We start from the raw sequence: 25,628 nt of genomic DNA, 5'->3' as shown, positions 1-25,628 counted from the left end.
TAAAATGAAGAATCTCATAAAAAAACTATCCGTCTTAGCTGTTTCTATTGGTATGGGCATCAGTGGCCTATACGCACAGGCTGGATTTGGTGAAGCCGAAGCGATCAATTCAGACTGGCGTTTCCATTTGGGTGATATCGAGGGGCAGGTCAGCGCAGAAACGAAGCGTGGAGCCTGGCAGCAGGTCCGTTTGCCCCATGATTGGGGCGTAAAATACCCGCTCAGTCCAAGTTTAGCCAGCGCGACAGGCTATTTACCGGGTGGTATTGGCTGGTATCAAAAACAGCTCCTGATACCTATGGAAGATCAGGGCAAAAAAATATTTATCTATTTTGAGGGCGTATACAACCGAAGCGAGGTGTTTGTCAATGGCAAATCTGTTGGAAAACGCCCCAACGGCTATATATCCTTTTCTTATGATATCACGTCATATATTGAGTTTGGAAAAGAAAATACCATCGCTGTTAAGGTCGACCACAGTAAAAGTGCCGATTCAAGATGGTACACGGGATCGGGCATTTATCGTGACGTTTGGCTTGTAAAGGCCAATCCCTTGCATATCGATCAATGGGGAGTATATGCCTATCCCGAGCTAAAGCAAGGGAAAGGAATGTTAAATACCGAAGTGACCGTTGTCAATAGTACGTCCAACGGCAGTGCGGTTACCGTTGTGCAGGAGTTGATTGACGCCGCAGGGAAAGTTGTCGCTAATAAATCGGAGAAAGTGAAGGTTGATGCTGCTGCTAAAGCGACGATACAGCAGCAATTGACGGTTGCAAACCCTAAATTGTGGAGCTTGGATCAACCCAATCAATATACCTTGCGGACAAGCGTATTGCAAAATGGAAAGCAAATTGATCAGTCGGCAATCAAAACGGGCTTCCGAACTTTTACATTTGATCCAAACAAGGGTTTTGCTTTAAACGGCGAATGGATGAAAGTCAAAGGCGTGTGCCTACATCACGATGCCGGTGTGCTGGGTGCTGAAATGTATACCGAGGTATGGCGTCGGCGGCTGCAGACATTAAAATCTTTGGGTGTCAATGCCATTCGAACCAGTCATAATCCGCAAGCATCCTCGCTTTACACCTTATGTGACGAGTTGGGGCTGTTGGTTATGGATGAGGCATTTGATGAATGGGAATTTCCAAAACGGAAATGGCTGCAGGGCTGGAATGTCGGAACGCCCGGTTTTGAGGGATCGTATGACTTTTTTGAAAGCTGGGGAGAGCAAGATCTTGCAGATATGGTCAAACGGGATCGCAATCACCTCTCGATTTTCGCCTGGAGTATAGGGAATGAAGTGGATTATCCAAATGACCCTTATTCACATCCTGTCCTTAACGGCGAGAAGAAGGAGGGTGGTTTTACACAGGCTTCGTATGGCGGATACAAAAAGGATGCACCAGATGCGATGCGATTGGGTGATATAGCGAAACGCTTGGTTGCGGTTGTGAAAAAATATGATAAAAGCAGAGCTGTTACAGCAGGGCTTGCAGGTGTGGCTATGTCCAACGAAACGGCCTATCCGGGGGCACTCGACATTGCAGGGTACAATTATACCGAAAGTCGTTATCAACTGGATCATCAGCGCTATCCAGCACGCGTGATTTTCGGAAGTGAGAATCGGCACGATCTTCCGGCATGGCTTGCCGTACGCGACAACAAGCATATATTTGGCCAGTTCTTGTGGACGGGTATTGACTATCTCGGAGAGTCGGGGCGTTGGCCTTCACGTGGATTTTATTCGGGACTGCTGGATTTCGCAGGTTTTATTAAACCGAGGGGTTATTACCGCCAATCGCTGTGGTCCGATAAACCAATGGCTTATTTGGGAACCTATCCATTGAAGGGCGCAGCAACGACTACCGATGTTTGGTCTGCGTTGGAATCCGAGCAAGGACAACGGAAAAATGAAGCGCCCTCCATGGATGCCTGGCCAATTTGGAACTATCAGGAGGGACAGCAAATCAGGGTGGTCTGTTACACCAATAGCCCTCAGGCGCGATTGGAGCTCAATGGTAAGGTTGTTGGCGAAGAGAAAAATTACGATGAGAAGACAGGTATCATCTTTTGGGATATTCCCTATGCAGCTGGTAAACTAGAGGTTGTTGGTCTGGACACGAATAAAAAAGAAGTAGTTCGGCACACTATCGAATCCAGTGAACGTCCGGCGGCGATTCAGGCGACGGTGATAGGAGGGAAAGCGATTGAAGGCGGTGGCATTTTGCAGGTTGCCTTGCAAGTGGTGGATAACAAGGGACTTCCTGTGGTCCTTTCGGAAGATGAAATCACCTGTGATATTGCTGGACATGCGCGATTACTGGGTATGGAAGCGGGGAACAATGCAGATATGGGCGACTATACCGATAATAAACAGCGCGTTTATCATGGAAAAATGATCGTGTATGTTCAGGCTTTGGGCAAATCGGGCGATACAATTAATATACGATTTACCTCGCCTTGGTTGACAATGGCAAACGTAACCTATAGCATAAAATAATTAACTCACTTGTCTTTATTGAACTTCTGAACTAAAAAAGCACCGGAAAACTCCGGTGCTTTTTTTATGCCAAAATCTTATAGGATGTCCATTCCACTATTGGAAAAATTACGGTTTTATATATTGCTCACAAAAAATATAAATCGGCCAAAGCCAGTTTGTACTTTGCTGCTACCTATATAAAAATCAACAAGGTTATTTCCTTGAAAGGAAATAACCTTGTTGATTTTTAGCTAATTGTTTATTATATCTTGCTCAATAGAGTAAACAAAGCTTTAGCAGTTTCTTCCGAAGACCCAGGGTTTTGCCCGGTAATGAGATGACCATCTTTGACTACATAACTATGCCAATCTTCCCCTTTGCTGTACTGACCACCCAATTTTACGAGTTCATCTTCCACTAAAAAGGGAACAACATCCGTTAGTTGAACCGCTTCTTCCTCGCTATTTGAAAATCCGGTAACTTTTTTGCCTTTGACTAGTGGCTGACCATTACTATCCTTGACATAGCGAAATACAGCTGGGGCATGGCATACGGCAGCGACAGGTTTGTTGTGGGCCCAAAATGATTCGATCAATGCAATGGATGTCTTATCGTTGGTTAAATCCCACAAAGGTCCATGGCCCCCAGGATAGAAAACAGCATCATAATCCTGCTCATTGATATGATGCAAAGGAATGCTATTTGCCAATTTTACTTGAAGCTCCTTATCGGCATCAAAACGTTTGGTTGCTTCGGTTTGAAAATCCGGGAGTGCACTTTTAGGGTCTATCGGTGGCTGACCACCTTTAGGCGATGCAATTGTCACATCGATTCCTGAATCTTGCAGAACGTAGTAAGGTGCAGCAAATTCTTCTATCCAAAAACCTGTTTTTTCTCCTGTATCTCCCAATTGGTCATGTGATGTCAATACAACCAATACTTTTAATTTGTCTTTTTTCATATTAAATAACCAAGTCTGTTAAAAAATTATATGTTTAAAACGATAGTACAAAGTAGGGGATAAATTGCCAGAGCCCTATGTGATATACATCACAATTTAGCGAATGGTTTTGCTTTTGTGATATAGATCACATTATTTTGCTTGGTATAGCCTGCTCAGTGTTTCGCGGGAAACACCCAGATATGCTGCAATCAAATGTTTGGGAACGAGATTATAGAGTTCTGGATATTGCTGCATGAGTTCCTCGTAGCGGCTTCGGGCATCGTTGTTCAGCAGTGACATTATTCTTTTTTGTAGCCCAATATATCCTTTATTGGAACGCCATCTAAAAAAGGTTTCAACTTCGTGAATTTCCTTACATACTTTTTCACGGTCCTCGTTCGATAAGCAAAGAGTGTCTGCATCGCTGACACAATCTAAATTGACCGTAGCCGGGCCTTGATTATGCAATGCATTATAATCGGAAGCCCACCAGGTTTTTGTGGCGAACTGTAAGATATGCATCTTTTGTTCATCATTGGTGAAATAGGTCTTTAGACAGCCATTTAGCACAAAATACTCTTGTTCCACAAGGTCTCCTTGACGGATAATCATTTGTTTCTTTTTAAAGGAGATCGGTTTAAAAAAAGAAAAGAAGTAGTCGAATTGTTCGTCGTTTAACTGGACGGTCTTGTCGATATGTTGTCTCAGAATTTCACGTTCGGTCATAGCTAACAGTTACTTGATCGATTTAAAATTAAACAAAATCTCACAATGATAGCGAAGGCCTGCATCAAGTTCCCCTCAGATTCAAAATTAAGAAGGGAATAACACTACTTTTACAGGGGTATAACAGGGGGGTAATAGGGATATACCCCTGCTACCCCCCTGTTAACTCCCTGTAATCTCCCTGTAATATATTAAGATAATATCAATTAGATTTTAACTTTTGCCCAAACAAAAAAGGACCTTGAAATACTTTAGCCGCGCTGCTAAATTTCCATGTTTAACCGGTTTAGTGATTTAGAAAAAATGATTTTTTTTTGATTTTATTTTGTTTATACAAAGTTATTTTCTATTTTAGTGTTGCCCATTCAAGGGCACTTTTCATAAAATAGGTTAATAATATGGCTAAAACACCCGGAGTACCCCATGCTTTCGGGTGTTTTTTTTGTTTTTTACCCTTCCGTTGTTCCTTGGATATGTTTAACTAAATTTAAATGCTTAAGAACCTATATCTTGCCTGATTGGCTCATTGGTTAAATATTTCAGTTTTAATATTCTAGAATAATCGCTAGTAATCTCATGATTATGGAAATTTATTTCGCTGTATAACGATTCTGCTACAGTGTTGCTAATTATAATGACTTTGAGTAAGTTTAGGGAAAGAGCCACAGGAAATAAATTATGTCTATTGTTGACAAACAGACTTTAGCAGATTTAAATGTTACCAACAACAGGTATAAGGATATGATTGATTTTTTCGATTGTACAGTTACGGTAGGTGGGCGGGATATGTTGTATAGTTATTTTCTTAAACCTCTTTCCTCTAAATTGGAAATAGAAAGCAGACAGCATTTAATTCTTTTTATGCAAAAAGTTGAGATTTCGGATCTATTGGATAAGTATATGATGCAGGATCTTGAGCAATATTTGTCTCTGCCACAGGAACCCTATTCACCTTCTCGGACTACTTATTACTTGGAAATGGTGTCAACGAATTTTTTTTCTTTGGATTTTAAAAAACGCGAGATACTTGTAAAGCGATCTATTCACGAAATAGCAAAGATTACGGATGGTCTTGCTATTTTATTAGAATATGTAAAATCAGAAGGTCATACTTTAGCTATTCTCAAAGAGTATAGTAAACACATAGATTATGTTTTGGAAGATATCGATCGGGATGAATTTATACAGTTGCTGAATAACAAATTTTCTAAAGAGCTGATGATCAAATACGATTATCTTTTTAGAAATATAAAACGAAATGCAATACGTGAGATTTTCGATGTTTTGTATCATTTGGATGCCTTGTTCAGTGTAGCAAAAAGTATCAAAGGAAAGAATCTTGTATTTCCTCAGATTGAGGAAAAGACAGGGGGAGAGGATATGATCACCATACGTGGAGCTTATAATTTATTTATCGAAGATGCCATTAAAAATGATGTCGAAATCAATAAAGAAAATAACCTTTGGTATTTGACTGGAGCAAATATGACAGGAAAATCTACCTTGTTGAAGACAATTGGAAGCTGTGTTTATCTGGCACATCTTGGTTTTCCGGTTCCAGCAGATGCGATGAAAACAGTGCTTTTTGATGGAATATCGGCGACCATAAATTTAGGTGATAATATAAATGCAGGTGCAAGTCACTTTTTTAACGAAGTATTACGGGTTAAACATTTGGCGGAGTTACTGGCATCCGGTAAGCAAATGTTTATTCTCATGGATGAGCTATTCAAGGGGACAAACCATAGTGATGCTAGTGAAGCAACCCAGGAATTAGTTAACTGTTTGAAAGGATATAAGAACAGTGTATTCTTATTGTCCTCACATATTACAGAAATTTGCCCCATACTGTATAAAGATGGTATTGCGATGAAATATTTAGAGGTTCAGTTGGATGAACAGGAGGGGATTGTCTTTACGTACCGACTTTTGGATGGTGTTGCCGAAGAAAAGTTAGGCATGTGGTTATTGCGTAAAGAACGGGTATTTGAGATTTTAAGGAAATTTGATTTGGGAAGACAAAAAGAATGAGATTATTGTGATATTGATTATATTGTTCCAGTTTTATAGTCTTTGGCAAACTTTTGGTCGAACATAACCAATTGTCTGTATCTTATCGGATTCCGTAGACTTGACAAAGTAATCTAAACCATTTTTTATGATATCCCGTATTCAATTTAGTGTTGTTCTATTTTTTATCTATTTTAACTGCTACTCGCAATCTAAATATGTCAATCCGTTTATCGGTGCGGTTACCAGTGGTGAAAAAGCCGAAACGGGAGGACACGGATTCGGTAAAACTTTTCCAGGAGCAGCAACTCCATTTGGCTTAACACAGATTAGCCCCAACACGATTACCGGTGGAGATAATGGTTCTGGATATAACTACGAGCATACCTCCATCGAAGGATTTGCCTTTACACAAATGAGTGGTATAGGCTGGTACGGTGATCTAGGTAATTTTTTAGTCATGCCGACCACAGGAGAGCTGAAAACTTCGGCAGGCAGTGCCGAACATCCGGAAAAAGGCTACCGCTCTCGTTTTTCCAAAAAAGATGAGAAAGCAGGTGCCGGTTACTATGGCGTGGTGCTTTCAGATTATCATATAAAAGCTGAAATGACCGCTACACCGCATAGCGGTATGCTTCGGTTTACTTTTCCCAAACATAAAAAGTCGCGGATTCAGATCGACTTAGCGCGGCGAGTAGGTGGTACATCTACGGAACAATATGTGAAAGTGGTGGACAACCATACCATCCAAGGATGGATGAAGTGCGCGCCCGAAGGTGGAGGTTGGGGAAATGGTGATGGGAAGGCAAATTATACGGTCTATTTTTATGCCCAATTTAGTAAGCCTTTTACCGATAAAGGAGTATGGAGTTGTACCCTTCCAGAGGGGCAAAAACGGAAATTGGAAGATGTCACAAGTGCCAGTTATCAAGAGATGGTTTCCAAATCTGTCGTCACAAAAAATATCGGCATTATGGAAGGTAAACATTTGGGGTTTTATACCGAATTCCCTACACAAGTAAATGAGCAGGTCTTAATGAAAGCTGGAATTTCATTTGTCAGTATGGAGGGAGCCAAAAATAACCTTGAAACAGAAATCAAAGATTGGAACTTTAACAATGTATTGAAGCAAACGCAGAAACGATGGGATGATGCATTAGGGAAAATCGAGGTTCACGGTGGGACAGAAGACGAGAAAACTGTTTTTTACACAGCTTTGTATCATTCGATGATCGATCCGCGAGATTTCTCGGATGTAGATGGAAAATACGTTGGCGGTGACGGACATATTCACCAAACGAAAGATTTTACCAAGCGAACAGTATTTAGCGGCTGGGATGTTTTTCGAAGTCAGTTTCCTTTGCAAACGATTATTAATCCGACTATCGTAAATGATATGATCAATTCTTTGGTGACATTGGCCGAAGAAAGTAAACAGGATTATTTAGAACGTTGGGAATTTTTGAATGCGTATAGTGGCTGTATGATCGGAAACCCTGCCGTATCAGTTATTACGGACGCCTATATGAAAGGGATATCCAACTTTGATGTAGAAAAAGCTTATAAATATGCGCGACAGACTGTTGAAAAATTTGGAAATGGAGAAAAGGGAACTACAGGAGAAATTTCAACGACATTGGAATACGCTTATACAGAATGGTGCCTGTCTCAATTAGCAAAACGATTAAATAAAACGGCTGATGTGGATTTATATGCTCATCGTGCGCAAAGTTATAGAAATCTCTTTGATCCCACAGTCGGCTGGTTTCGACCGAAAGAACAGGATGGTACATGGAGTAAATGGCCAGAAACGGGCCGCTTAACCCAAAATTATGGCTGTGTTGAGAGCAACCCTTATCAGCAGGGATGGTTTGTCCCTCATGATGTGGATGGACTTGCAGGCCTTTTGGGTGGTAAGCAAAAAACCATCGCGGATCTCAATAGTTTTTTTGAACTCGCTCCGCAAGATATGATGTGGAATAATTATTATAACCATGCCAATGAACCGGTACACCATGCACCCTTTTTGTTTAATCGTTTAGGAGCGCCATGGCTCACGCAAAAATGGACGCGTGAAATTTGTTCACGTGCCTATCATAATTCAGTTTATGGTCTGATAGGTAATGAAGATGTGGGGCAAATGTCAGCATGGTATGTATTGGCGGCATCTGGATTACACCCTATTTGTCCGGGTGACACACGCTATGAGATTACAAGTCCTGTGTTTGATACGATCACCTTTAAACTTGATCCCAAATATTATCCTCGGACACAGTTTGTAATCAAAACAGAAAATAACTCGCCTGAAAATCGCTACATCCAAAAGGCTGAACTTAATGGCGTCTCTTATAATAACTGTTTTATAGATCACAATGAAATTATGCGAGGCGGAACCTTGGTGCTATTTATGGGTAAAGAACCGAATAAAGAATGGGGGGCTCAGTAAAATTGTTGAAAGCAAATAAAATCAAAGTCTCAAGCAAGTATCTGAAAGTCGCATCAGTAAATGTTTTGGCAAAAAAAAAGATGAATTACTTAAAAAAACAACTCTATATCCTGTGTCTATTGGGCGTGTTGGGCCAGGCAAAGCAGAGCTATAGTCAGCAGCTGCCGCTATTTAGCAAAGAAAGCAACAGCCTGTCTGGAGACTGGCTAATAGGAACTCCCCAGGCGAAAGCAGGACTTTTCAAGACGAAAGAAGGTCATTTGGTCTTTTCCAATGGTTTGGTCAGCCGTACATTTACGACTTTTCCAAATGTAGCCAGTATTGGTTTGGATGAATTGACTGGAAATACAGCATTTCTACGGTCGATTCGACCTGAAGCCAGCGTAACAATCGATGGGTTTACCTTTGATGTCGGCGGATTGGAAGGACAGAAAGTACATAATTATTTACTGAAAGAATGGATCCCGAGTTTAAAGGCAAACCCCATGGCTTTTAAATTCCATGACTATAAAATTGAAGATACAAAACCCCGTTTTGGTTGGAAAAAGAGACCAAACTGGATGCCTAAAGATATGCCTTGGCCTGTCCCGGGCAAAGAGCTGACATTTACCTATACATTGGATCAGCAGGCGATCGATGCGCTTGCCGCAAAGAATAAAAGTGACCAAAACAGGGCATTGCTGTTGGAAGATAAATTTCAGCATCTAGATTCCGGATGGAAGTTGATGGTTTCAAAATCACATGAGCGTAATTCCTTTGTCAATGAAGGAAAAGTGGGCGAAATTATGGCACTTGAAAATGCTGCTGTGTTCGCTGAAAGAACAGTTCCTCAAGAGGTAAAGGTACTCGTAGCCAAGATGAATAAAGGTACTTATCAATCCAACGATTGGGGATTGGGTTTTGGACTAAGCCTAACGAATAGTAATCCCAGACTTTATTGGAGAGCAAGCGAAGGCAAGGTTGTTTTTTTTGATGGCAAACGCGATAACGGAACTTTCGAAGTTGGTAAAGTAGATCAGCTATGGTTTAGATATGAAATAGCAGATAAAGAATTATTGGCACAAGCCTCTTTGGACGGACAGCAATGGCGTACTGTTGGTCATCTTCCACTAAAGTCGGGTGACAAGATACAACTGGTTCGTGTCGGAAAAATGGATCCAAACGGCGGGAATAAGGATGGTAAGGCTTCGACAAAGGAAGGGCGCTCCAAAATAGAAGGTTTTTGGGCATACGGTGATTTTCCATCCCAATTTGCAGGCGATCTATCCAGTAAACTTGCTTATATGAAAAACATTACGGTACAGGTTCATTATGATCTTTATGATGACATGCCGATCTTTAGTAAGTGGATTACCGTGCAGAATCAGTCGGACCGGGAAATTGTGGTTAATAGCTTTAAGAGTGAGCAATTGGCTGTATTTGAGCCCGAAAGTTCGGTAGATCATAGAAGCCGTTGGTTATACCCTAATATCACGGTGGAAACAGATTATACATTTGGCGGTATGAGCGATGAAATCGTTTATTCCTCGAGTCTGGAGTGGAAAAAAGACCCGCTATATACGACACAGGTCCACTACGACCGGGAGACACCCTGTCTGTTGGAAGTTGCACCTAAAATGGGACCTGAACAACAGGTTGCTGCCGGTGGAGAATTTGCAAGCTATCGGGTTTGGGAGCTGTTGAACGATAGCTGGGAACGCGAACGTAAGAGCCTTGGATATCGAAAAATGCTGCGCTCCATGGCGCCATGGGCAACTGAAAATCCAATATTGATGCATGTACGGAGTTCGGACAACGAGTCGGTAAAAAAGGCAATTGATCAAGCATCGGAAGTTGGTTTTGAAATGGTGATTATGACCTTTTGGTCTGGATTCAATGCCGAAGATGATTCTCCCGAAAATCTCAAGCGTATGAAGGAGCTTGCTGACTATGCGCATAGCAAAGGAATTGAACTTGGAGGCTATTCGCTCCTGGCTAGTCGGCATATTGATGCTAAAAATGACGTTGTGCTACCTGAAGGCATGCATCCTCGCTTTGGAAGTTCACCCTGTATTGAGAGTGAATGGGGCCAGGCTTACTTCAAAAAGCTGTATAACCTGTATGAAAGTTCGGGATTGGGCGTATTTGAGCACGATGGATCTTATCCTGGAGATTGGTGCTATTCCACCGATCACCCCGGGCATCATAATGAAAAAGACTCACAATGGAATCAGTTTAAACGGATCACTGATTTTTACAAATGGTGCCGTGAAAAGGGAATCTACCTGAATATTCCGGATATGTATTTCTTGAATGGCGGAAACAAAGTCGGGATGGGCTACCGTGAGGCGAACTGGTCGCTTCCGAGGGCACAACAGGAGATTGTGGAAAGACAGAATATCTTTGATGGTACCTGGGCAAAGGCGCCGTCTATGGGCTGGATGTTTGTTCCTTTGGTAGAATATCAAGGTGGAGGCAAAGAGGCAACGATCGAGCCTTTGAAGGATCACCTACCGCATTACGAGCAACGCTTGGCCAATCTATTTGGCGCAGGTGTACAGGCCTGTTATCGTGGGCCACAGCTTTATGACTCCCCAGAAACAAAAAATGTAGTGGCCAAATGGGTGAATTTTTACAAGAAACACCGCGAAGTTTTGGACAGTGATATTATCCATGTAAGACGTCCTGACGGGATGGATTATGATGCTATTTTGCACGTGAATCCGGCGGGGAAAGAAAAAGGATTACTAATGATCTATAATCCATTGGACGAAGCGATAAAACGAAAAATTAAGGTCAACTTATACTATACCGGACTGACAGGAAATGCACAAGTGGTTGAGCAAGATCAGAACAGCAGCATAATACCATTAAATGCAGCCTCGGAAGCGATCTTTGAGGTCAATATACCGGCAAAAAGTCAAACTTGGTTCGACATTAAGTAAGCCGCTCGGCAAACGTTTCGGATCAAGACTTCAATTTTTTAAAGAGTCTTCTCATCACAATGATGAGAAGACTCTTTTTTGGACTTGACTTACATGTTATTTTGTGTGCGACTTTATCTGATTGACAAGAGTTCACCACATGTGTCTTTTCCGATCAGGTTTGTCGTCGTTTATGCAATGGGATAAGCCATGCTATACGTTATTCAATATGGAGCAATTTTTTTTTGCGCTGTTGCGAAGAATGGCGCTTCCATTGGAGAGCCTTTTAAGAATAAGTCAGATAGGATCGCAAAAGAAGAAAACTCGTTTATTGTCAGTTTTGGACTTAATTAAAAAGGTTCTTTTTACTTAACGTCTTTTTTCTCCGGCCATTTTACAAACACGCCCGTTTCAAGTGTAAGTTCACCAGTTGCAGCATTATAACTATCCTTGGATAGGATAGGGATTTCACCGGCTACTTTACTTTGTTCGGGATTATGTGTACGGTTATGGTAAGTCGGCACTTTTTCAAGCTTGACCAATTTACCATTGATGCGTAGATTTTTTTGAACAACGGTTACTTTAGGCAATTTATCGTATCGGATGACATTCAACCCTTCGAGGTCCCGCTGTCTTTGGGCGAAATCAATAAAATACTTGTATTGCTCCAAGAACGATGTGATGTGTTTTTTCATCTGGATCTTTTTACCCGGGAAGGCTAGGGACCCTACATTGACCACTCTTTTAGTGCTTAAATCTTCGACATACATCGTGACCCAGGAATGTTCATAATCGCCCCAGCTGAAATAGGTTTCTTTGGGGTTAATAGTGTCTGGAACGGCTTTGTCTGCGATATAGCCTTCTTTTTTTAGTGTGATGCGATAAGAACCTTTGTGCCAGCCTACGGTATTGCGGACACTGATAAAATCACCCTCCGCATCTGAACTGGCATAATATCCTGTAGTTTTTAAAGCCTTTTTTGTTCGTTCAAACCAACGCGAAAAGATGCCATTAAATTTGATATCTTCTTCTTTACCAGTCTTAACACTGATACCGCCACCGGCAGATTGAATACCACAATATAAAGGCATATTGTTTAGGGATATATTAAAGGGTGAAATGTAAAATGAATAGTGGTCTGGGATGTCATCTTGTACAATAATATCAATGGAAATAGAATGGAAATCATTGACGGCTGAGTCCAATACATAATAGGAATTGGTATGCTGTTTTCATATTTTTTTTAAGCTCCTCTTTGGTTTGGGAAAAGGCTGTGCCACTGAATAAGGTAAGTGGTACGAGCACCGCCAAAATATTTTTTATCAATTTCATAAACAGTTTTAATTGTGTTCACCAATATACTTTTTTTTCTTTTAGCAGTAAAGGGCTGATTAACCGGTCGATTCAAATAGTACAACAGACGAATCGTAAATCATTTTTGGCGAATTGTAAACGGGGGGGAGAATCTCTGACCGAGCACTTTATATTTGGTTCCAAGAAATGCCAAGAACATAGATTGGAGTTTTTTTGAAGTAGGGAGTGAACAGATCTTAATCCGCTAATTCATTGTGCTGTAGGTTTATGTGTGCCATTTTAATTTTAATTGTCATAGTAGATAGTGCCTTATACTTAAGGTGAATGTTTTTCATAGGTAGTAAGCCGTAAAGGACTCCCCGTTCTTGCGGCTTTTTTGTGTCTATTGGCCAGTTATAAGAATCGCTGGCTAGCGTAGTCCTATAGTCAGTTTGCTAGGAGATCTTATATTTCTTGGCTGTTTTAGGCTAGGATAAAAAAAAAAGTCAAAATTTCTTTAGGACGTTTTGTCTTTCCCGTTGTCATCATTGTATAAATGGAGATTTTGGCCGTTAAAAATCCATTTACAATGCAACTACTATGAAATTTTAGCCTATTAATCATTTTTAGCATGGCACTGACTAATAAAATATTCCAACAAAGTGAGATTGAAAGTTTTGAATTCAATCACAAAGTTTTAAAAAACTGTTCATTTATCGATTGTACGATAAAAGGGAAAAGCTTCATGAACTCCATGTTTCGTGATTGTAAGTTCATTCGTTGTACCTTTATAGACTGTAACTTTCAGTCTGTTGTTTTTCAGGAATCTGGGCTTTGGATGGAAAGTACATTCGAAGCGAACGATTTTTCGAAAGCCATTATTGGAAATTTAAAAATTGAAAAGTCCTCCTTTCTTTACAATACATTTGACAAAACAACTTTCGATGGGACAAATTTGGTTCATGTGGTTTTTAAAGGAAAGATCAGTTCTTCATGGTTTTATGGAATTCCTTTTACAGAAGATTTATACTCTACCAATCTTTTTATTCTCAAAAAAGCCAAACCATTAAAAACTCCCTTGATAAATTTCGGTCATGCGGAATTGAAGGACGTTATATTTTCTCGGAGGCTAGATCTCTCCAGTACGGTTTTTCCAAACCAGGAACATCTTAAAATCATCAATAATCCAAGACGTTTTTTTGATAGTTTCCTCAAAAGGTCAAAAGAAGTATTCACGGATAATGAATCGTTAGTTTTCTGTCGGGACTTGGTAGATAATGTCTTGTATAAACCCGAAAATAGGGGTATGCCGATCATATTGGTTGATTTAAATCAATTTTATCCCTCATTGAATGAAAATAGAGATCGTCTTATTGTTGATCTCCTGAAAGCGGGATAATCATATCATTCTATATATAATTGTTAATGCAAAGCCGTTTGGAGTTCCCAGCTCTAGCGGCTTTTTCCCTGTATCCCTGCCGTTGCCATTGTTTGCTCTTGCCAGTGCCTTTGTTCACTCTTGTTCCTCGTAAACGCCTACCTGAGACCTAATGTTTATCTGGTTCACGAGGTAAACACTAGGCGATTCATAGGAATTTGATTGGTTAATTGCAAAAGCAGGGCCGAAGCAGTCCAGTCAAAAGGCAGTGCAAGGGCCATAACTAATGGCGGCGGTTAAAATGCAAGCTGCTGTATCATAGTTTTCTTATATTTTTGTATATATAAGAAAATTAGGTATATTTAATTAATTGTTTAAGATGAACGAATGAAAGATACGAAGTTATTAAAAGGCACTTTACAAACGATTATTCTAAAGCTATTGTCTGGAACGAAAAGAATGTATGGCTATGAAATGACTCAACAAGTAAAACTCTTAACCGGAGGAGAGTTTATTCTGACTGAGGGAGCGCTCTACCCTGCATTACATAAGCTAGAAGCGGAAGGACTCCTGGATACAGCAATAGAAGTAGTCGATGGAAGAGCAAGAAAATATTACTCCCTGACAGTGAAGGGAAAAAAAGCTCAGGTAAGTAAAATGAAAGATGCGTTGACCTTTGTGGAGAAGTTACAGGTTATCTTGAACACTAAACCAATTGTATCATGACAGAAAAGAAATTGACCAAAGCGGAATTAGGTATTCTGATGGATTTTATTCGTTCTAAAGGATATCGTTATGTTGATGTTCAACTTGAAATTCTGGATCACTTTGCTTGTAAGGTAGAGGAACTCATGTCTTCAGATGCCGGTATATATTTCAATCGAGCCATTGATCTCGCTTATGCCAGTTTTGGAGCGGCAGGTTTTGGAAACATTGCCGCTAGCTATGAATTGAATCTGCAACGTAAACAGATCAATAAATTTCCTGCTGATTTTTTACAATTCGTCAAGCATTGGCATAGTGCAATTTATATCGTGTACTTCACATTGTTCTATTATTTTGTGCCGCTCGATGCAGATGCTTTTTGGACCGGATTAAAATTAGGGATGATCGGTACACTCGTTTTTTATATTCCAGTATACTTATTGCGGCATCGGCCTAGAGGGAGCAAATACTGCGTTTATCGCAATTATCTTGGTTTAACGATACCGATTATGGTTTTGATCATCGGGTTGGTTTCTTCTGAATGGATCGTTAATTATATTCCTTTAGCTTTGTATCGTGTTGTTATTCTTATTTTTATGTATGTTGGATTAGGAATTTTGTATATATTTGAAAAGAATCTAAAGGCCATTGTCCGACGGGTAGATGAGATCGAAGTGCTGCACCAGAGCTGACGATTAATTTTTTAAATTATGAAATATCTTTTCCTGTTGTTACTAAGCATTTGTTTTTTGTCCAGCTGTGACAAAGAAGATATTGACTTTGACTCCACGGAGGTCGGTGGTGGAACAATGGCTAAAAGGTATCAATTTGAAGGGCGTTCCGTCGGGTTTTCGGTTAGCCAGATTTACGTGGATGGTACCACAAATAAAAACTTCTATTTGGGGACAGTTTGGGGATTAAAAGATACCACACCGCAACTAAAACTAACTTCCCTTCGTAACTATTATAAACCTTTCAAAAGCACAATTTCTTCTACACAACCCACTTTATCTCCCATTCATATTATTCCTGGATTTGATGCTGTGCGAGCTTTCGCGAAGAAAAGCAAGGGGGAACCGGCTGTTTTGAAGCAATCATCGGTAGGGGCATTTTTCGATTATAGGGCAATACGTTACCATCTTAATAATAGCCCTGACGTAGATAGTGTACTCAAATTGGTCCGTCACCATGATTCCACCACGATAAAAAGAGCTAATAGCCTGTTGTTGCGTCGAGAACATATTACATTTAGTCTCCATGCGGATCTGAAAGACTATGAACAGGCTTTTAATAGGGATGCACTTGGGAAGTTAAAAAATACAGGTTATAATCCCTACTATGTTTCCTCAGTCAACTATGGTACACACTCAATCATGATGGGAGAAAGTGATTTTCCACGAGGAGATCTTAAAAATGTATTGGAAAAATTGCTGTACAATCAATTTCTGACGAAAACCGACGAAACGGTATTAAAAGGGTCCGACGTATTGGTTTATCTGCGCGGTGGACGTCAAACAAGTTTTATTAGACGCGCGACAGGTCTGGATGAAATTAAAAAACTTGTCGTTGATTATAAAAATGAACTTGAACTGCAACAGAATAGCTTTGATTATCCCATTAGCTATAGTCTAGGAGGCCTTAATTCCCATGGGCACCTGAAATTCTGGTACTCTTATGATTTTCTCGTCCGTGAGGAAAAAGAGTAATTTTTATTTAAACATATAGATAATTAAAGGGTATTTTTTACATTTGGGCTATTGTCGCAAACGGCATAATAGTGCTGTTTTTTGTCTATCTATTTTAAACAGGGCATAACCATTAGCCTTTTTGCTTCAATACCATTATTAGCTAAAAACAATTATTAAAGAAGAACTATGGAAGAAACAATTAAGACATTGATCTACGTTCACGCATTTTTTGGTGGGATAGGATTGATTACCGGCCTGATAAGTGTGGCTGTAAAAAAGGGGGGAGCAGGGCACAAGAAAATGGGGATTATATTTTCCTATGCGATGGTGATTAGTTCTTTAATTTCGCTTGTTATTGCGAGGATGCCGGGCCACGAAAACACATTTTTATTTTTGATCGGTATCTTTACCATCTATCTCATTCTAGCAGGTAATCGCGCATTGACTTTACGCAGTAAAATTAAACAACAGGCCGATTGGAAAGACAAACTGATTTCCGCCACGATGCTACTTGTATCGGTCGGTATGTTATGTCTTGGTCTAATTGGATTGGTACAACAGGTGGCAAATTCTGTTTTATATGTCTTTTTTGGTGGTTTTGGTGCATTTATGAGTATTCGGGATTTTCAGCTGTTTAAAAGTTTCAAAGAAAAGAAAAATGCCTGGCTGGTCAGTCACTTGGGCCGTATGGTAGGCGCATTGATCGCGTCGGTGACAGCATTTTTAGTTGCTGGGATTCAGCTTGGTTCAACGCTGGTTTGGATTATGCCAACTATTGTTGGCACCGTGTATATCATCTATTCCAATCGAGCATTGAACAAAAGTAAAGTACTTCGTACGGATTTGCATTAATCTAGCGAGTTCAAATCAAGCATTAAAAAGGCCTAAGTAAAAAACTTAGGCCTTTTTAATGCTTGATTTGATGCAGATGAATCGTTGTCAGGAGGCATTTTTTATGACTTTTTTTTACGTTGATTTTTGATCCAATTCAATGCAATAGCACTTGGTTCACGCGATGCCGAAAGGCTTGTATTGTGATCTAATAAAGGAAATAAGCAATATTCGAAGGGCTTTCCCTGTGCTTTCAGTGCATTGATATGTTCAATCGATAAGCCTACAGGTATTTGGATATCTTTGGATCCAAAAAGCCAGAGTCCTGGAGTTGTTATCGTTTTAAGTGATGTCATCGGATCGGTATTTGTAAACTGATAGCGATCTGGATCATTCGCTACATGTTGTCGGGCATCGGCTTCCGTATGTTTATCCCAAAAATCTTTTTTTCCATTTGTAAAGAACTGGAAGCGGAGCTGCTCACGGGCAGGGATAACTGCTCCACTGTACAATACAAAAAAGTCGACCAAAGGATTTTGGTTAGTCGCTAAGGGAATGATCCATCCCGCTTGGCTGAATCCCAGTAGCCCTACAGGAATGTTCGTTTTCCCTAGTTGTTGATGGAATGCTTTTACTGCCGCTTGTGCATCTTTAGCGAGCAGGTGGAGGTTGGCAGAATCGATATTATTGGTACCGACCTCAGGGCCAGCATAGGTCCCCTCAGATTTTCCTACTCCGCGCTTGTCATAAGTAAATACGGCAATACCGTTTTGGGCTAAATATGAGGCAAAATCCATCATTCTTTTCTCTTGTCCAGAACCATGTATGAGGACAATGGCAGCATGGGCACGCCGAGGCTGAAGTATGGTTCCTGCCAGGTTAATACCCTCACTCTTAAATACAATATCTTTTGTAGACCAGTCTAAAGATTGCGCTTTTGTATGCTGTGCAAAAAGAACGCAATAAATGGCGATGAGAAAAGTTAGCGTACTAAATGTAATCCGCTGTAAGGGAGAATAGTTCGTCAAGGAATAGTCTAATGGATAAGTTTTAGGCATAATTAATTCGGTGTTAAATTTACTTTTGTCTAAAGTAATGGGTTTAATTCTAAAAAGTGTGCGTTTTTCGGTAGACTGTGGATTTGAATCGGTAAATCGTACTATTTTCGTTGTAAATGGCGGACTAAAATTCTCTCGAATCCTCTGCTTGGCATTTCGCAGATACACTATGTCCATTCCTGAAAAAAGTTTACAAAAGGTCTAATACAGCTCTTACTTTACGGTTGGTCTTATACGGCTCTTGCTTCACAGTTGGTTTTATACGGGGGGCTATATTTTGTGGGTAGAAACTAGCGATCAAATTTACTTTTGATCCGTTTTATAATCGTTATTTCTACGGAACTTATTCGGTCTTTATTCGCTTTCATCCGAATGAAGTCCGAATGAGGTCCCTATAAAGTCCGTATTAGCTCCCTGAAAATTAAGAAAGTTTGTGGGAAATAAAATAGCGATGGAATAAGATTCGTTAACAGTGTTTTAAGTTTTTCTTTCGTGTTGTATAACGTAATATATCCTTTATCAAAAGTTAACATCTGAAAATTATTTTTGAGCTGAATGAAGCGATTGTTCCTTTGGTAGTTTTCCTTAAGGAAAACTCAGCAAGTAAGAAAAACTCAGCAAGGACAACCATAAATCTTATGAAAGAATAATATGCAAATTTTCTGCAACATGATTCCTCTCTTAGGGGAAACCGATCTTAGTACTGGACTTCTTATTGTTTTTGCCCTTTGTTTATTTGCCGTTGTGGCCTTTGAATTTGTCAATGGCTTTCATGATACCGCGAATGCTGTTGCAACGGTAATTTATACCAAAGCACTTAAACCAATTGTAGCCATTCCTTGGTCTGGCTTTTGGAATTTTCTAGGTGTTTTTGCAGGTGGGATCGCAGTTGCTATGGGAATACTTAAATTGGTGCCTCTCGATACCTTAATGGCACTACCTGTTTCGGTAGGCGCTTGCCTGGTCCTTGCTGTATTATTAGCGGCTATTATCTGGAATTTGGGGACCTGGTATTTTGGTATTCCATGTTCGAGTTCACATACTTTGATTGGTGCTCTTATCGGGGCTGGTATAGGCTTCACCTGGTATTATGGTGGCAGTGGTGTCAATTGGCATAAGGCCGAGGAAATTGGTCTTTCTTTGATTCTCTCACCTTTGATTGGTTTTGGTTTAGCAGTGTTATTGATGCTCTTTTTAAAGCATGTCGTCCGTTATAAAGCACTTTTTCACATCCCACAGGGAGAAGATGACAGACCTCCCTTGTTAGTACGCGGTATTCTTATACTGACCTGTACATTGGTCAGTTTTTTTCACGGTAGCAACGATGGACAAAAAGGTGTAGGACTGTTTATGTTGATCTTAATTGCATTTCTGCCTGCTCGTTTTTCAATCAACCATTCCGTACCAGATGCGGCTGTCATTAAAACGCTCGATCAAACGGAAATCGTGTTACAGAGAATTGCTTCCAGTAATGTCGCTCAGGGAACGATGTTTGTGCAAGTCAATCAGGAGATTGAGCAAGTCAAGTTGCATTTGATGGATAAAAGTGTAACGGATAAAGCCGGTACTTTTAAATTCAGAAAAGAGGTTGAAGGTTTAGTTAAATCCATTGCTACATTAGAGAGCAGTAAACAGATCGATATCAATCCTGAAAATCGATTGGAGCTTAATCGTAAGTTGGGCGAATTGAAACATCTTACGGACTTTGCACCGATCTGGGTGATCTTAACTATTTCAATCGCCTTAGGTCTTGGGACAATGATCGGTTGGAAACGTATTGTAGTAACGATTGGTGAAAAAATAGGAAATGAACATTTAAGTTATGCTCAAGGAGCCTCAAGCGAGATTGTTGCTGCTTCGACAATTGGTATCAGTACCGTATTGGGTTTGCCGGTTAGTACAACGCATGTGCTTTCAAGTGGTATTGCCGGTTCAATGGTCGCTTCTGGAGGAAAGAGCAATCTGAATAAAGGGACACTCAAAAGTATCGGTCTTGCCTGGGTACTTACCTTACCCGTGTCAATTGGCTTGGCATTATTACTATTTGTATTCTTCCATCTTTTTATTTAGTTGATTGTTATCTGAATGTTTTTGTCATCCATTGCATTTGTACACATGGCTATTGACAGGTAAATATTAAAAACTTAAAAAATGAAACAAATTCTTGTTGCCTCCGATTTTTCAATCAATGCAAGTCATGCTTTGCGTTACGCCTTGTCTTTGGCTTCTCGTTTGAATATGGAAGTTGCTGTTGTACATGCCATACACCCGACAGAAGGGATCAACAACAGTACTTATAACGCGATCTTTATAGAAGATTATTACGCTAGAAAACGTGCTGCTTTGCAAGAATGGACTGATCAGGTGGTCCAGGAAAATAAATACAATGACCTCAAAGTGCGAACCGTTGTTGAAGTAGGTTATCTGCGTAATGTAGTCACAAAGTATGTTGAATATACGGATGTTTCTTTTTTGGTGATGGGAATTACCGGGGCGACAGGCATTAAAGAAATTGTCGGTAGTAATGCGAGTATGGCTGTGACAAAATTGCGTATTCCGACCTTGATTGTACCTCCTGAAAGTAATCTGTCGGTTATTCCAGTCATTACATTGGCAACGGATTATAAAACAACAAAATTGTCTGTTCGTGATGTCAAAGCGCTCAATCGTATTTTAAAACTTTCAGACCCCAAGAAGTTGGAAATTCTACACGTCTCAGAAAGGGATTTGGACGAAAAGCTGGTGCGTAATGGCGAGAAAAAAATGCGTCAGTTGCTTCCTAACGTAGATATCAACTTTAATTATGTGGATGAGGATGATACACGGCCATCACATGCGATCATTGACTTTGTTGAAAACAATCAGACCGATATTCTGTGTTTGGTCAAACGCAACCATAATATGATTTACCGTTTATTTGCAAGTAGTACGGTGAATGAAGTTTTGAACCGATCAGTTAAAGCGATTTTGGTTTTGCATGAATAATCTGAATGGAAACTTTTTTTACGCTATATATCAGGCCGTTTTGGATTTTCCAAGCGGCTTTTTTCTTGACTTTACCAATGCTGCAGAACGTGTTAGCGCGGAAAATTCGAGTTGTCTGATCCATTGTTTAAGTCCCAATTTTCGGAATCGCTAAATTGAACAAACGGTTGCGTTTTGATCAGAGTTGCCAATGCTGATAATTCTCGTTATTATCGTAAGGTTATAGTCTGTTCGTAAGCAGATTGACTATCGTTTGTTCGTTTATAAAATAAGAAAATTGTGAAAAAATATCTATTTCTTGCAGGTATTCAGGTAATGTCAGCGTTAGGGCTATCGGCTCAAACGACAAGTTCAAATGTACCATTACAGCTATTGGGTACCCGGAGTTGGATCCGTGTAGACATGAAGGATAATCAACCGAGCATATCCGGAGCGAAAGTCTTTTGGGCAAAAACGAATAAGAAACCGCAGACAGCCAATGCGATATTGGCAGAAGGTGTCAAACGTTATTATATTCAGCAGGTAGAGCCTGAAACGACCTATTATATCTGGGTAGAATCTGCTACAGGAAAATCCTTGGCAAATGGAAAAGTGTATACGAGCAAGAGATGGCAGCTGGATAATACTGAACTCGATGAAGAGCGAAAGAATCCAAGTTCAAGAGCAGTTCCTGTTGGTATGGAAGTTTATTGGCAGGATGAATTTAACGATCAATTACTTAATCGGAATAAATGGACGACCAACTATTTTTCATCCTTGAATTATCTGAATGCAAAATCCAAGGATGAAATGTTGCATGATCGTTTGCCACAACCCGCTTATACTTTAAATGGATCAGCGATCAATCTGTATGTCAATGATACTATTCCCAAACGGATTTTTACAGCGGGTGGCAACCAGAAGATTTCATCCATCCAAACCTACGATTGGAAGTCCAATGAAAATTTATTGGACAACAGCAAAGGTGGGTACTTTGAAGTTAAGGTAAGACGTAACCGACAGGGGAATCCCAAGGGAACAAATACAGCTTTTTGGTTTGATTCACCTGGACCAGATATTCGTTATTATCTTCAAGAAGGATCCGAAGTCGACGGAATTGAAGGCATTCGCCCCAAGGGACAGCTTTTTGAAATCGACGTTTTCGAATATATTACGGCTCAGTTTGTGATACATGGACATGTTGATCAAAAAGGGGTATTTCAACGTAACCTTGCTACACATATTGCAGAGGGGTATGAACATGTCGGACAATGGGTAACACATGGGGTATTGTGGACACCCACAAGTATTAAACATTATATCAATGGAGATCTGATCAAAGAATATACGAATAAAAATCAGATTTATTCACCCAACCACTTTTTGAACGTATTTCTTGGAGCCTATGGATCTGAAGGCGGAGTCAATATGGAGGTCGATTATATTCGGGCGTATAACTGGCCTTTAAAAGATGGTAATGAATTGCCTAATCCAGATTTTGAGGGTAAGTCTGGCCTTGCACCTTGGGAAGGAGCAGCGGTCATCGAAGAAGGGCGCGGCGAAAAGGGGAGTAAAGCGGTGGTACTTGCGCCGGGTCAAAAAATAGAGCAATATGTTTATTTGGATCCCCAACAAGACTTCAAACTTGTCTATTGGAGTAAAGGAGACAAAGTGCAGGTGGAAGTCGATGATGTCACTGTCGTAACAGGAAAGTTGTCGAATTTAAAGACGTTAATACCTGATTTAGAAAAGAAAGGTGGAAAGCAGGAGCTTGATTTTGTTACTGGCAAGGAGATTAATCCGAATAAAAAAATTGTTCGGATCGGATTTACCAATGTAGGAAAAGGAAATGCATTTTTGGATAATATCACGTTGAAAAAAAGATCGTTATAATGCGGTTTTCTTAATAAATATTGGCTCCATGTATATCACGTAGGAGCCATTTTTATGTTTTTTTATGTGGTAAATGTTTCTTTTGATATGCTGAAGGTGACATATTTGTCTGTTTTTTGAAGAAATGAGAGAAAGTAGCGGAGTCCTCAAAACCCAATTCAATCAGGGTAGTCTTGATTGGATTGGGCCCCAAACTCAGCAGGTGCATAGCTTCCTTTAATAAACGATTATGAATCAGTTTGAGGGGGCTAGTCTCCATGTATTGCTGTGTTTGCATCCAAAGACTTTTTGCAGTTATATTCAGTAAATTTGCGTAATAAGCGACATGGTGTTCTTGTTTATAATGAAGTTCTACTAATTCAAGAAAACGATTCAGGATGGCTGGATAAGCGTATGGTGCTAAATTATCGATGTGGTTGATTAAGGAGTGGTTAATCTCTAGTAAGCTAGTTGCCAAACGTGATAAAATGAGTGATAATGGTGGCTGATAGCGATAGAGTTCATTACGGATCTTATCGAATTCATAGCGGAGCGTTTCAAATTCATATGGCGTGACCTGAAGTATCGGATAATCTTTAAGGAGTTTTATGTTGATTGAAAGCGCATGACATAATTTTTCAAAATTTTGCCAGGGAATTCTAAAATGATAAACAGCGGTTTCTTTGAAAAAATAGAAAGAACTTGACTGACCGGGGAACATTAGATGAATTTGATAACCCATTATATTATGTTGCCCCTGATCAATCTCACGGCGACCTCCGCTCGAATGTATTAAGATAAGGGTCACCACTTCTTTGCTTTTGAGCATATGGTAGGTGTGTACCCTGATATTCCGCATGCGATATAAAAAACCGAGATGCTCTACCTCGTCGTCGCATGTTGTTATGTTTGCAGCATTAAACATAGTTATTTTGGTCTGGGGAGGTGTTAAGTGTACGATTTGTTTTATTGAGTTTTTACGATTCTTATTTAACGATTATAGGGATATTCCTGTACCCAATGAAACTTGCGCTGTATTAATTCGAACGCTTGCACGTCTTGTTTAATAAGTTTAATGTGCGCTGTATGGTCATCAAAGGTTTTTGTCAGAAGAATATTTCCGTCAGAGTTGATCTGATAATCAAATTGATAATTGTTTAGGGTAATTTTCTTACCGGGGGCATCAATAACAACGCTCTCCCTTTGTGGGGTATAGTCTGTGTTACGTATTAAGACCTTGTTGTTATCAATTTCGAAAACAATAAGTCGCCAATCTTCAGGGATTGATTTACCTTGTGTTCCCGCTTGTTCAATACGGTAGATTCCATAGAGTGGTGACTTCGTTAGGTACTCAGCTATCATTTTTTTTGTACTTAATATGCCCATGCCCTGTTGCACCATAAAGAGCAGTAACACCACCAATTTGGCGATAAACAAGCTTTTTCTTTTCCAGCTTTTGTTGAATAGGGGTTGTTGGAAAGGGAGTAACTGTACAGGTTTTCCTGAAATAAAAATTGCGAACAATGCTTTTAAGTAGGGAAGCAGTAGAAATATGGAAAGTAGCAGGAGTGCTGTAGAGACCATTTTAACGGGGACGTCATAAAAATAGTTGACGGCCATAATATTGATACTGGTCGCAACCGTAATTAGTGCACCAGCAACCACCGTTTTTCTGAAAAGCAATAAGCCCGATAATATTTCTACTGAACCAATAAGTATATTGTAGCCTTGAGAGTAACCAATATAGGTCCATGCCAGCCCCATAGGAGAATACTCGCTCAATGGCTGTAGAAGTTGTGTTAACCTCGGCGGTTGCATTTGCATATAGAAGACTTTGTACAGTCCATAGTTAATAAGCATAAAAGCAACATAATAGCGAATTGCTGTGGTTAACCAATAGAAAAGGATTGTATAGCTGGCTCTTCTTCGATCCAATATGGACCATAAAGCCGCCCCAACTAATGCCAGCAGGAATAGGATCAATAAGGATATCCAGGCATAGGAGGTATCTCCACTTCCGTTGATGAAGATGCTGTGGTCGTAAGAATAGCCCAATATATTTTCTGCAAACCAGGGAGTCAACCTTTGCATGAAATGAGTAAGAGGGATGCTGATATATCCATATAACGGATAAGTACCGTTATTAAAAACAAGAATAAAGGACAAAATGAAAATAAAGGAATATCGAAAACCTAATTTTCTAAAGGCAGGCCACCGTTCTGGAGCGTTTTCGTTAAGAATATGCATAATTAAAGTTTACTGTATTTAAGTTAATATTTTTTGGTAAAATAGATCGATTATTTATTGAAATAAATAATCGATTAAA

18 protein-coding genes are annotated in these 25,628 nt (G+C 39.9%); 12 read left to right on the top strand and 6 right to left on the bottom strand.

What is annotated here, in order from left to right:
* Window positions 1-4: 4 nt before the first annotated feature.
* A complete protein-coding gene (locus L1283_RS06720) occupies window positions 5-2,503 on the top strand; it encodes a sugar-binding domain-containing protein (protein WP_208734201.1) in 2,499 nt (832 codons plus the stop codon).
* A 244-nt stretch (window positions 2,504-2,747) separates the two neighbouring features.
* Here the strand turns inward: L1283_RS06720 and L1283_RS06715 are convergent, their stop codons facing one another.
* Together L1283_RS06715 and L1283_RS06710 are read right to left on the bottom strand one after the other, a co-directional pair.
* A complete protein-coding gene (locus L1283_RS06715; protein WP_145327885.1) occupies window positions 2,748-3,446 on the bottom strand; it encodes a type 1 glutamine amidotransferase domain-containing protein in 699 nt (232 codons plus the stop codon).
* Window positions 3,447-3,578: 132 nt separating this feature from the next.
* A complete protein-coding gene (locus L1283_RS06710) occupies window positions 3,579-4,154 on the bottom strand; it encodes a Crp/Fnr family transcriptional regulator (RefSeq protein ID WP_088162307.1) in 576 nt (191 codons plus the stop codon).
* Window positions 4,155-4,832: 678 nt separating this feature from the next.
* On the opposite strand from L1283_RS06710, the gene L1283_RS06705 reads away from it, so the two are divergent.
* The 3 genes from L1283_RS06705 to L1283_RS06695 all read left to right on the top strand — a co-directional run bounded on the left by L1283_RS06705 (window position 4,833) and on the right by L1283_RS06695 (window position 11,534).
* Entirely contained in the window at window positions 4,833-6,185 is a 1,353-nt protein-coding gene (locus L1283_RS06705) for a MutS-related protein (RefSeq protein WP_145327884.1), read from the top strand.
* A 127-nt stretch (window positions 6,186-6,312) separates the two neighbouring features.
* Window positions 6,313-8,610 carry a GH92 family glycosyl hydrolase gene (locus tag L1283_RS06700; RefSeq protein WP_145327883.1) on the top strand — a complete coding sequence of 766 codons (2,298 nt, stop codon included), beginning with the start codon at window positions 6,313-6,315 and terminating at the stop codon, window positions 8,608-8,610.
* A gap of 80 nt (window positions 8,611-8,690) precedes the next feature.
* Window positions 8,691-11,534: a hypothetical protein gene (locus L1283_RS06695; protein WP_429625960.1), complete on the top strand. Its 2,844-nt coding sequence runs from the start codon at window positions 8,691-8,693 to the stop codon at window positions 11,532-11,534.
* A 344-nt stretch (window positions 11,535-11,878) separates the two neighbouring features.
* Here the strand turns inward: L1283_RS06695 and L1283_RS06690 are convergent, their stop codons facing one another.
* The gene (locus tag L1283_RS06690) at window positions 11,879-12,604 is read right to left on the bottom strand and encodes a hypothetical protein (RefSeq protein ID WP_244294451.1); all 726 of its coding nucleotides are present in this window, start codon (window positions 12,602-12,604) and stop codon (window positions 11,879-11,881) included.
* A gap of 833 nt (window positions 12,605-13,437) precedes the next feature.
* Between L1283_RS06690 and L1283_RS06685 the strand changes: the two genes are divergently transcribed.
* The 5 genes from L1283_RS06685 to L1283_RS06665 all read left to right on the top strand — a co-directional run bounded on the left by L1283_RS06685 (window position 13,438) and on the right by L1283_RS06665 (window position 17,429).
* Complete coding sequence (locus L1283_RS06685) at window positions 13,438-14,205, top strand: pentapeptide repeat-containing protein (RefSeq protein WP_075993511.1); 768 nt, start codon at window positions 13,438-13,440, stop codon at window positions 14,203-14,205.
* A 366-nt stretch (window positions 14,206-14,571) separates the two neighbouring features.
* Window positions 14,572-14,910: a PadR family transcriptional regulator gene (locus L1283_RS06680; RefSeq protein WP_075993510.1), complete on the top strand. Its 339-nt coding sequence runs from the start codon at window positions 14,572-14,574 to the stop codon at window positions 14,908-14,910.
* Entirely contained in the window at window positions 14,907-15,581 is a 675-nt protein-coding gene (locus L1283_RS06675) for a hypothetical protein (RefSeq protein ID WP_088162302.1), read from the top strand. Before L1283_RS06680 ends, L1283_RS06675 begins: the two co-directional genes overlap by 4 nt.
* Before the next feature lie 18 nt (window positions 15,582-15,599).
* Window positions 15,600-16,595, top strand: coding sequence for a hypothetical protein (locus L1283_RS06670; protein WP_145327881.1), 996 nt, complete (start codon window positions 15,600-15,602; stop codon window positions 16,593-16,595).
* A 168-nt stretch (window positions 16,596-16,763) separates the two neighbouring features.
* The gene (locus tag L1283_RS06665; RefSeq protein WP_120332516.1) at window positions 16,764-17,429 is read left to right on the top strand and encodes a hypothetical protein; all 666 of its coding nucleotides are present in this window, start codon (window positions 16,764-16,766) and stop codon (window positions 17,427-17,429) included.
* Between the two features lie 101 nt (window positions 17,430-17,530).
* On the opposite strand, the gene L1283_RS06660 is transcribed toward L1283_RS06665, so the two are convergent.
* Window positions 17,531-18,643: an alpha/beta hydrolase family protein gene (locus L1283_RS06660; RefSeq protein ID WP_312353038.1), complete on the bottom strand. Its 1,113-nt coding sequence runs from the start codon at window positions 18,641-18,643 to the stop codon at window positions 17,531-17,533.
* Between the two features lie 492 nt (window positions 18,644-19,135).
* Here L1283_RS06660 and L1283_RS06655 point away from each other — a divergent pair, with 492 nt between their 5' ends.
* From L1283_RS06655 to L1283_RS06645, 3 genes are all read left to right on the top strand, one after another.
* The gene (locus L1283_RS06655; protein ID WP_075993506.1) at window positions 19,136-20,536 is read left to right on the top strand and encodes an inorganic phosphate transporter; all 1,401 of its coding nucleotides are present in this window, start codon (window positions 19,136-19,138) and stop codon (window positions 20,534-20,536) included.
* An 81-nt stretch (window positions 20,537-20,617) separates the two neighbouring features.
* Window positions 20,618-21,451, top strand: coding sequence for a universal stress protein (locus tag L1283_RS06650; protein WP_145327879.1), 834 nt, complete (start codon window positions 20,618-20,620; stop codon window positions 21,449-21,451).
* Window positions 21,452-21,730: 279 nt separating this feature from the next.
* Window positions 21,731-23,323 carry a family 16 glycosylhydrolase gene (locus L1283_RS06645; RefSeq protein ID WP_429625959.1) on the top strand — a complete coding sequence of 531 codons (1,593 nt, stop codon included), beginning with the start codon at window positions 21,731-21,733 and terminating at the stop codon, window positions 23,321-23,323.
* A 52-nt stretch (window positions 23,324-23,375) separates the two neighbouring features.
* On the opposite strand, the gene L1283_RS06640 is transcribed toward L1283_RS06645, so the two are convergent.
* Together L1283_RS06640 and L1283_RS06635 are read right to left on the bottom strand one after the other, a co-directional pair.
* On the bottom strand, window positions 23,376-24,227 hold the full coding sequence (locus L1283_RS06640) for a helix-turn-helix domain-containing protein (protein WP_145327878.1): 852 nt from the start codon (window positions 24,225-24,227) through the stop codon (window positions 23,376-23,378).
* 65 nt (window positions 24,228-24,292) lie between these two features.
* Window positions 24,293-25,549 carry a hypothetical protein gene (locus L1283_RS06635; protein ID WP_145327877.1) on the bottom strand — a complete coding sequence of 419 codons (1,257 nt, stop codon included), beginning with the start codon at window positions 25,547-25,549 and terminating at the stop codon, window positions 24,293-24,295.
* Window positions 25,550-25,628: the final 79 nt, after the last annotated feature.

It is taken from the genome of Sphingobacterium sp. HSC-15S19, assembly GCF_050433745.1.
GTDB classification, from domain to species: domain Bacteria; phylum Bacteroidota; class Bacteroidia; order Sphingobacteriales; family Sphingobacteriaceae; genus Sphingobacterium; species Sphingobacterium siyangense.
This window is presented reverse-complemented; position numbering and strand designations above follow the sequence as displayed.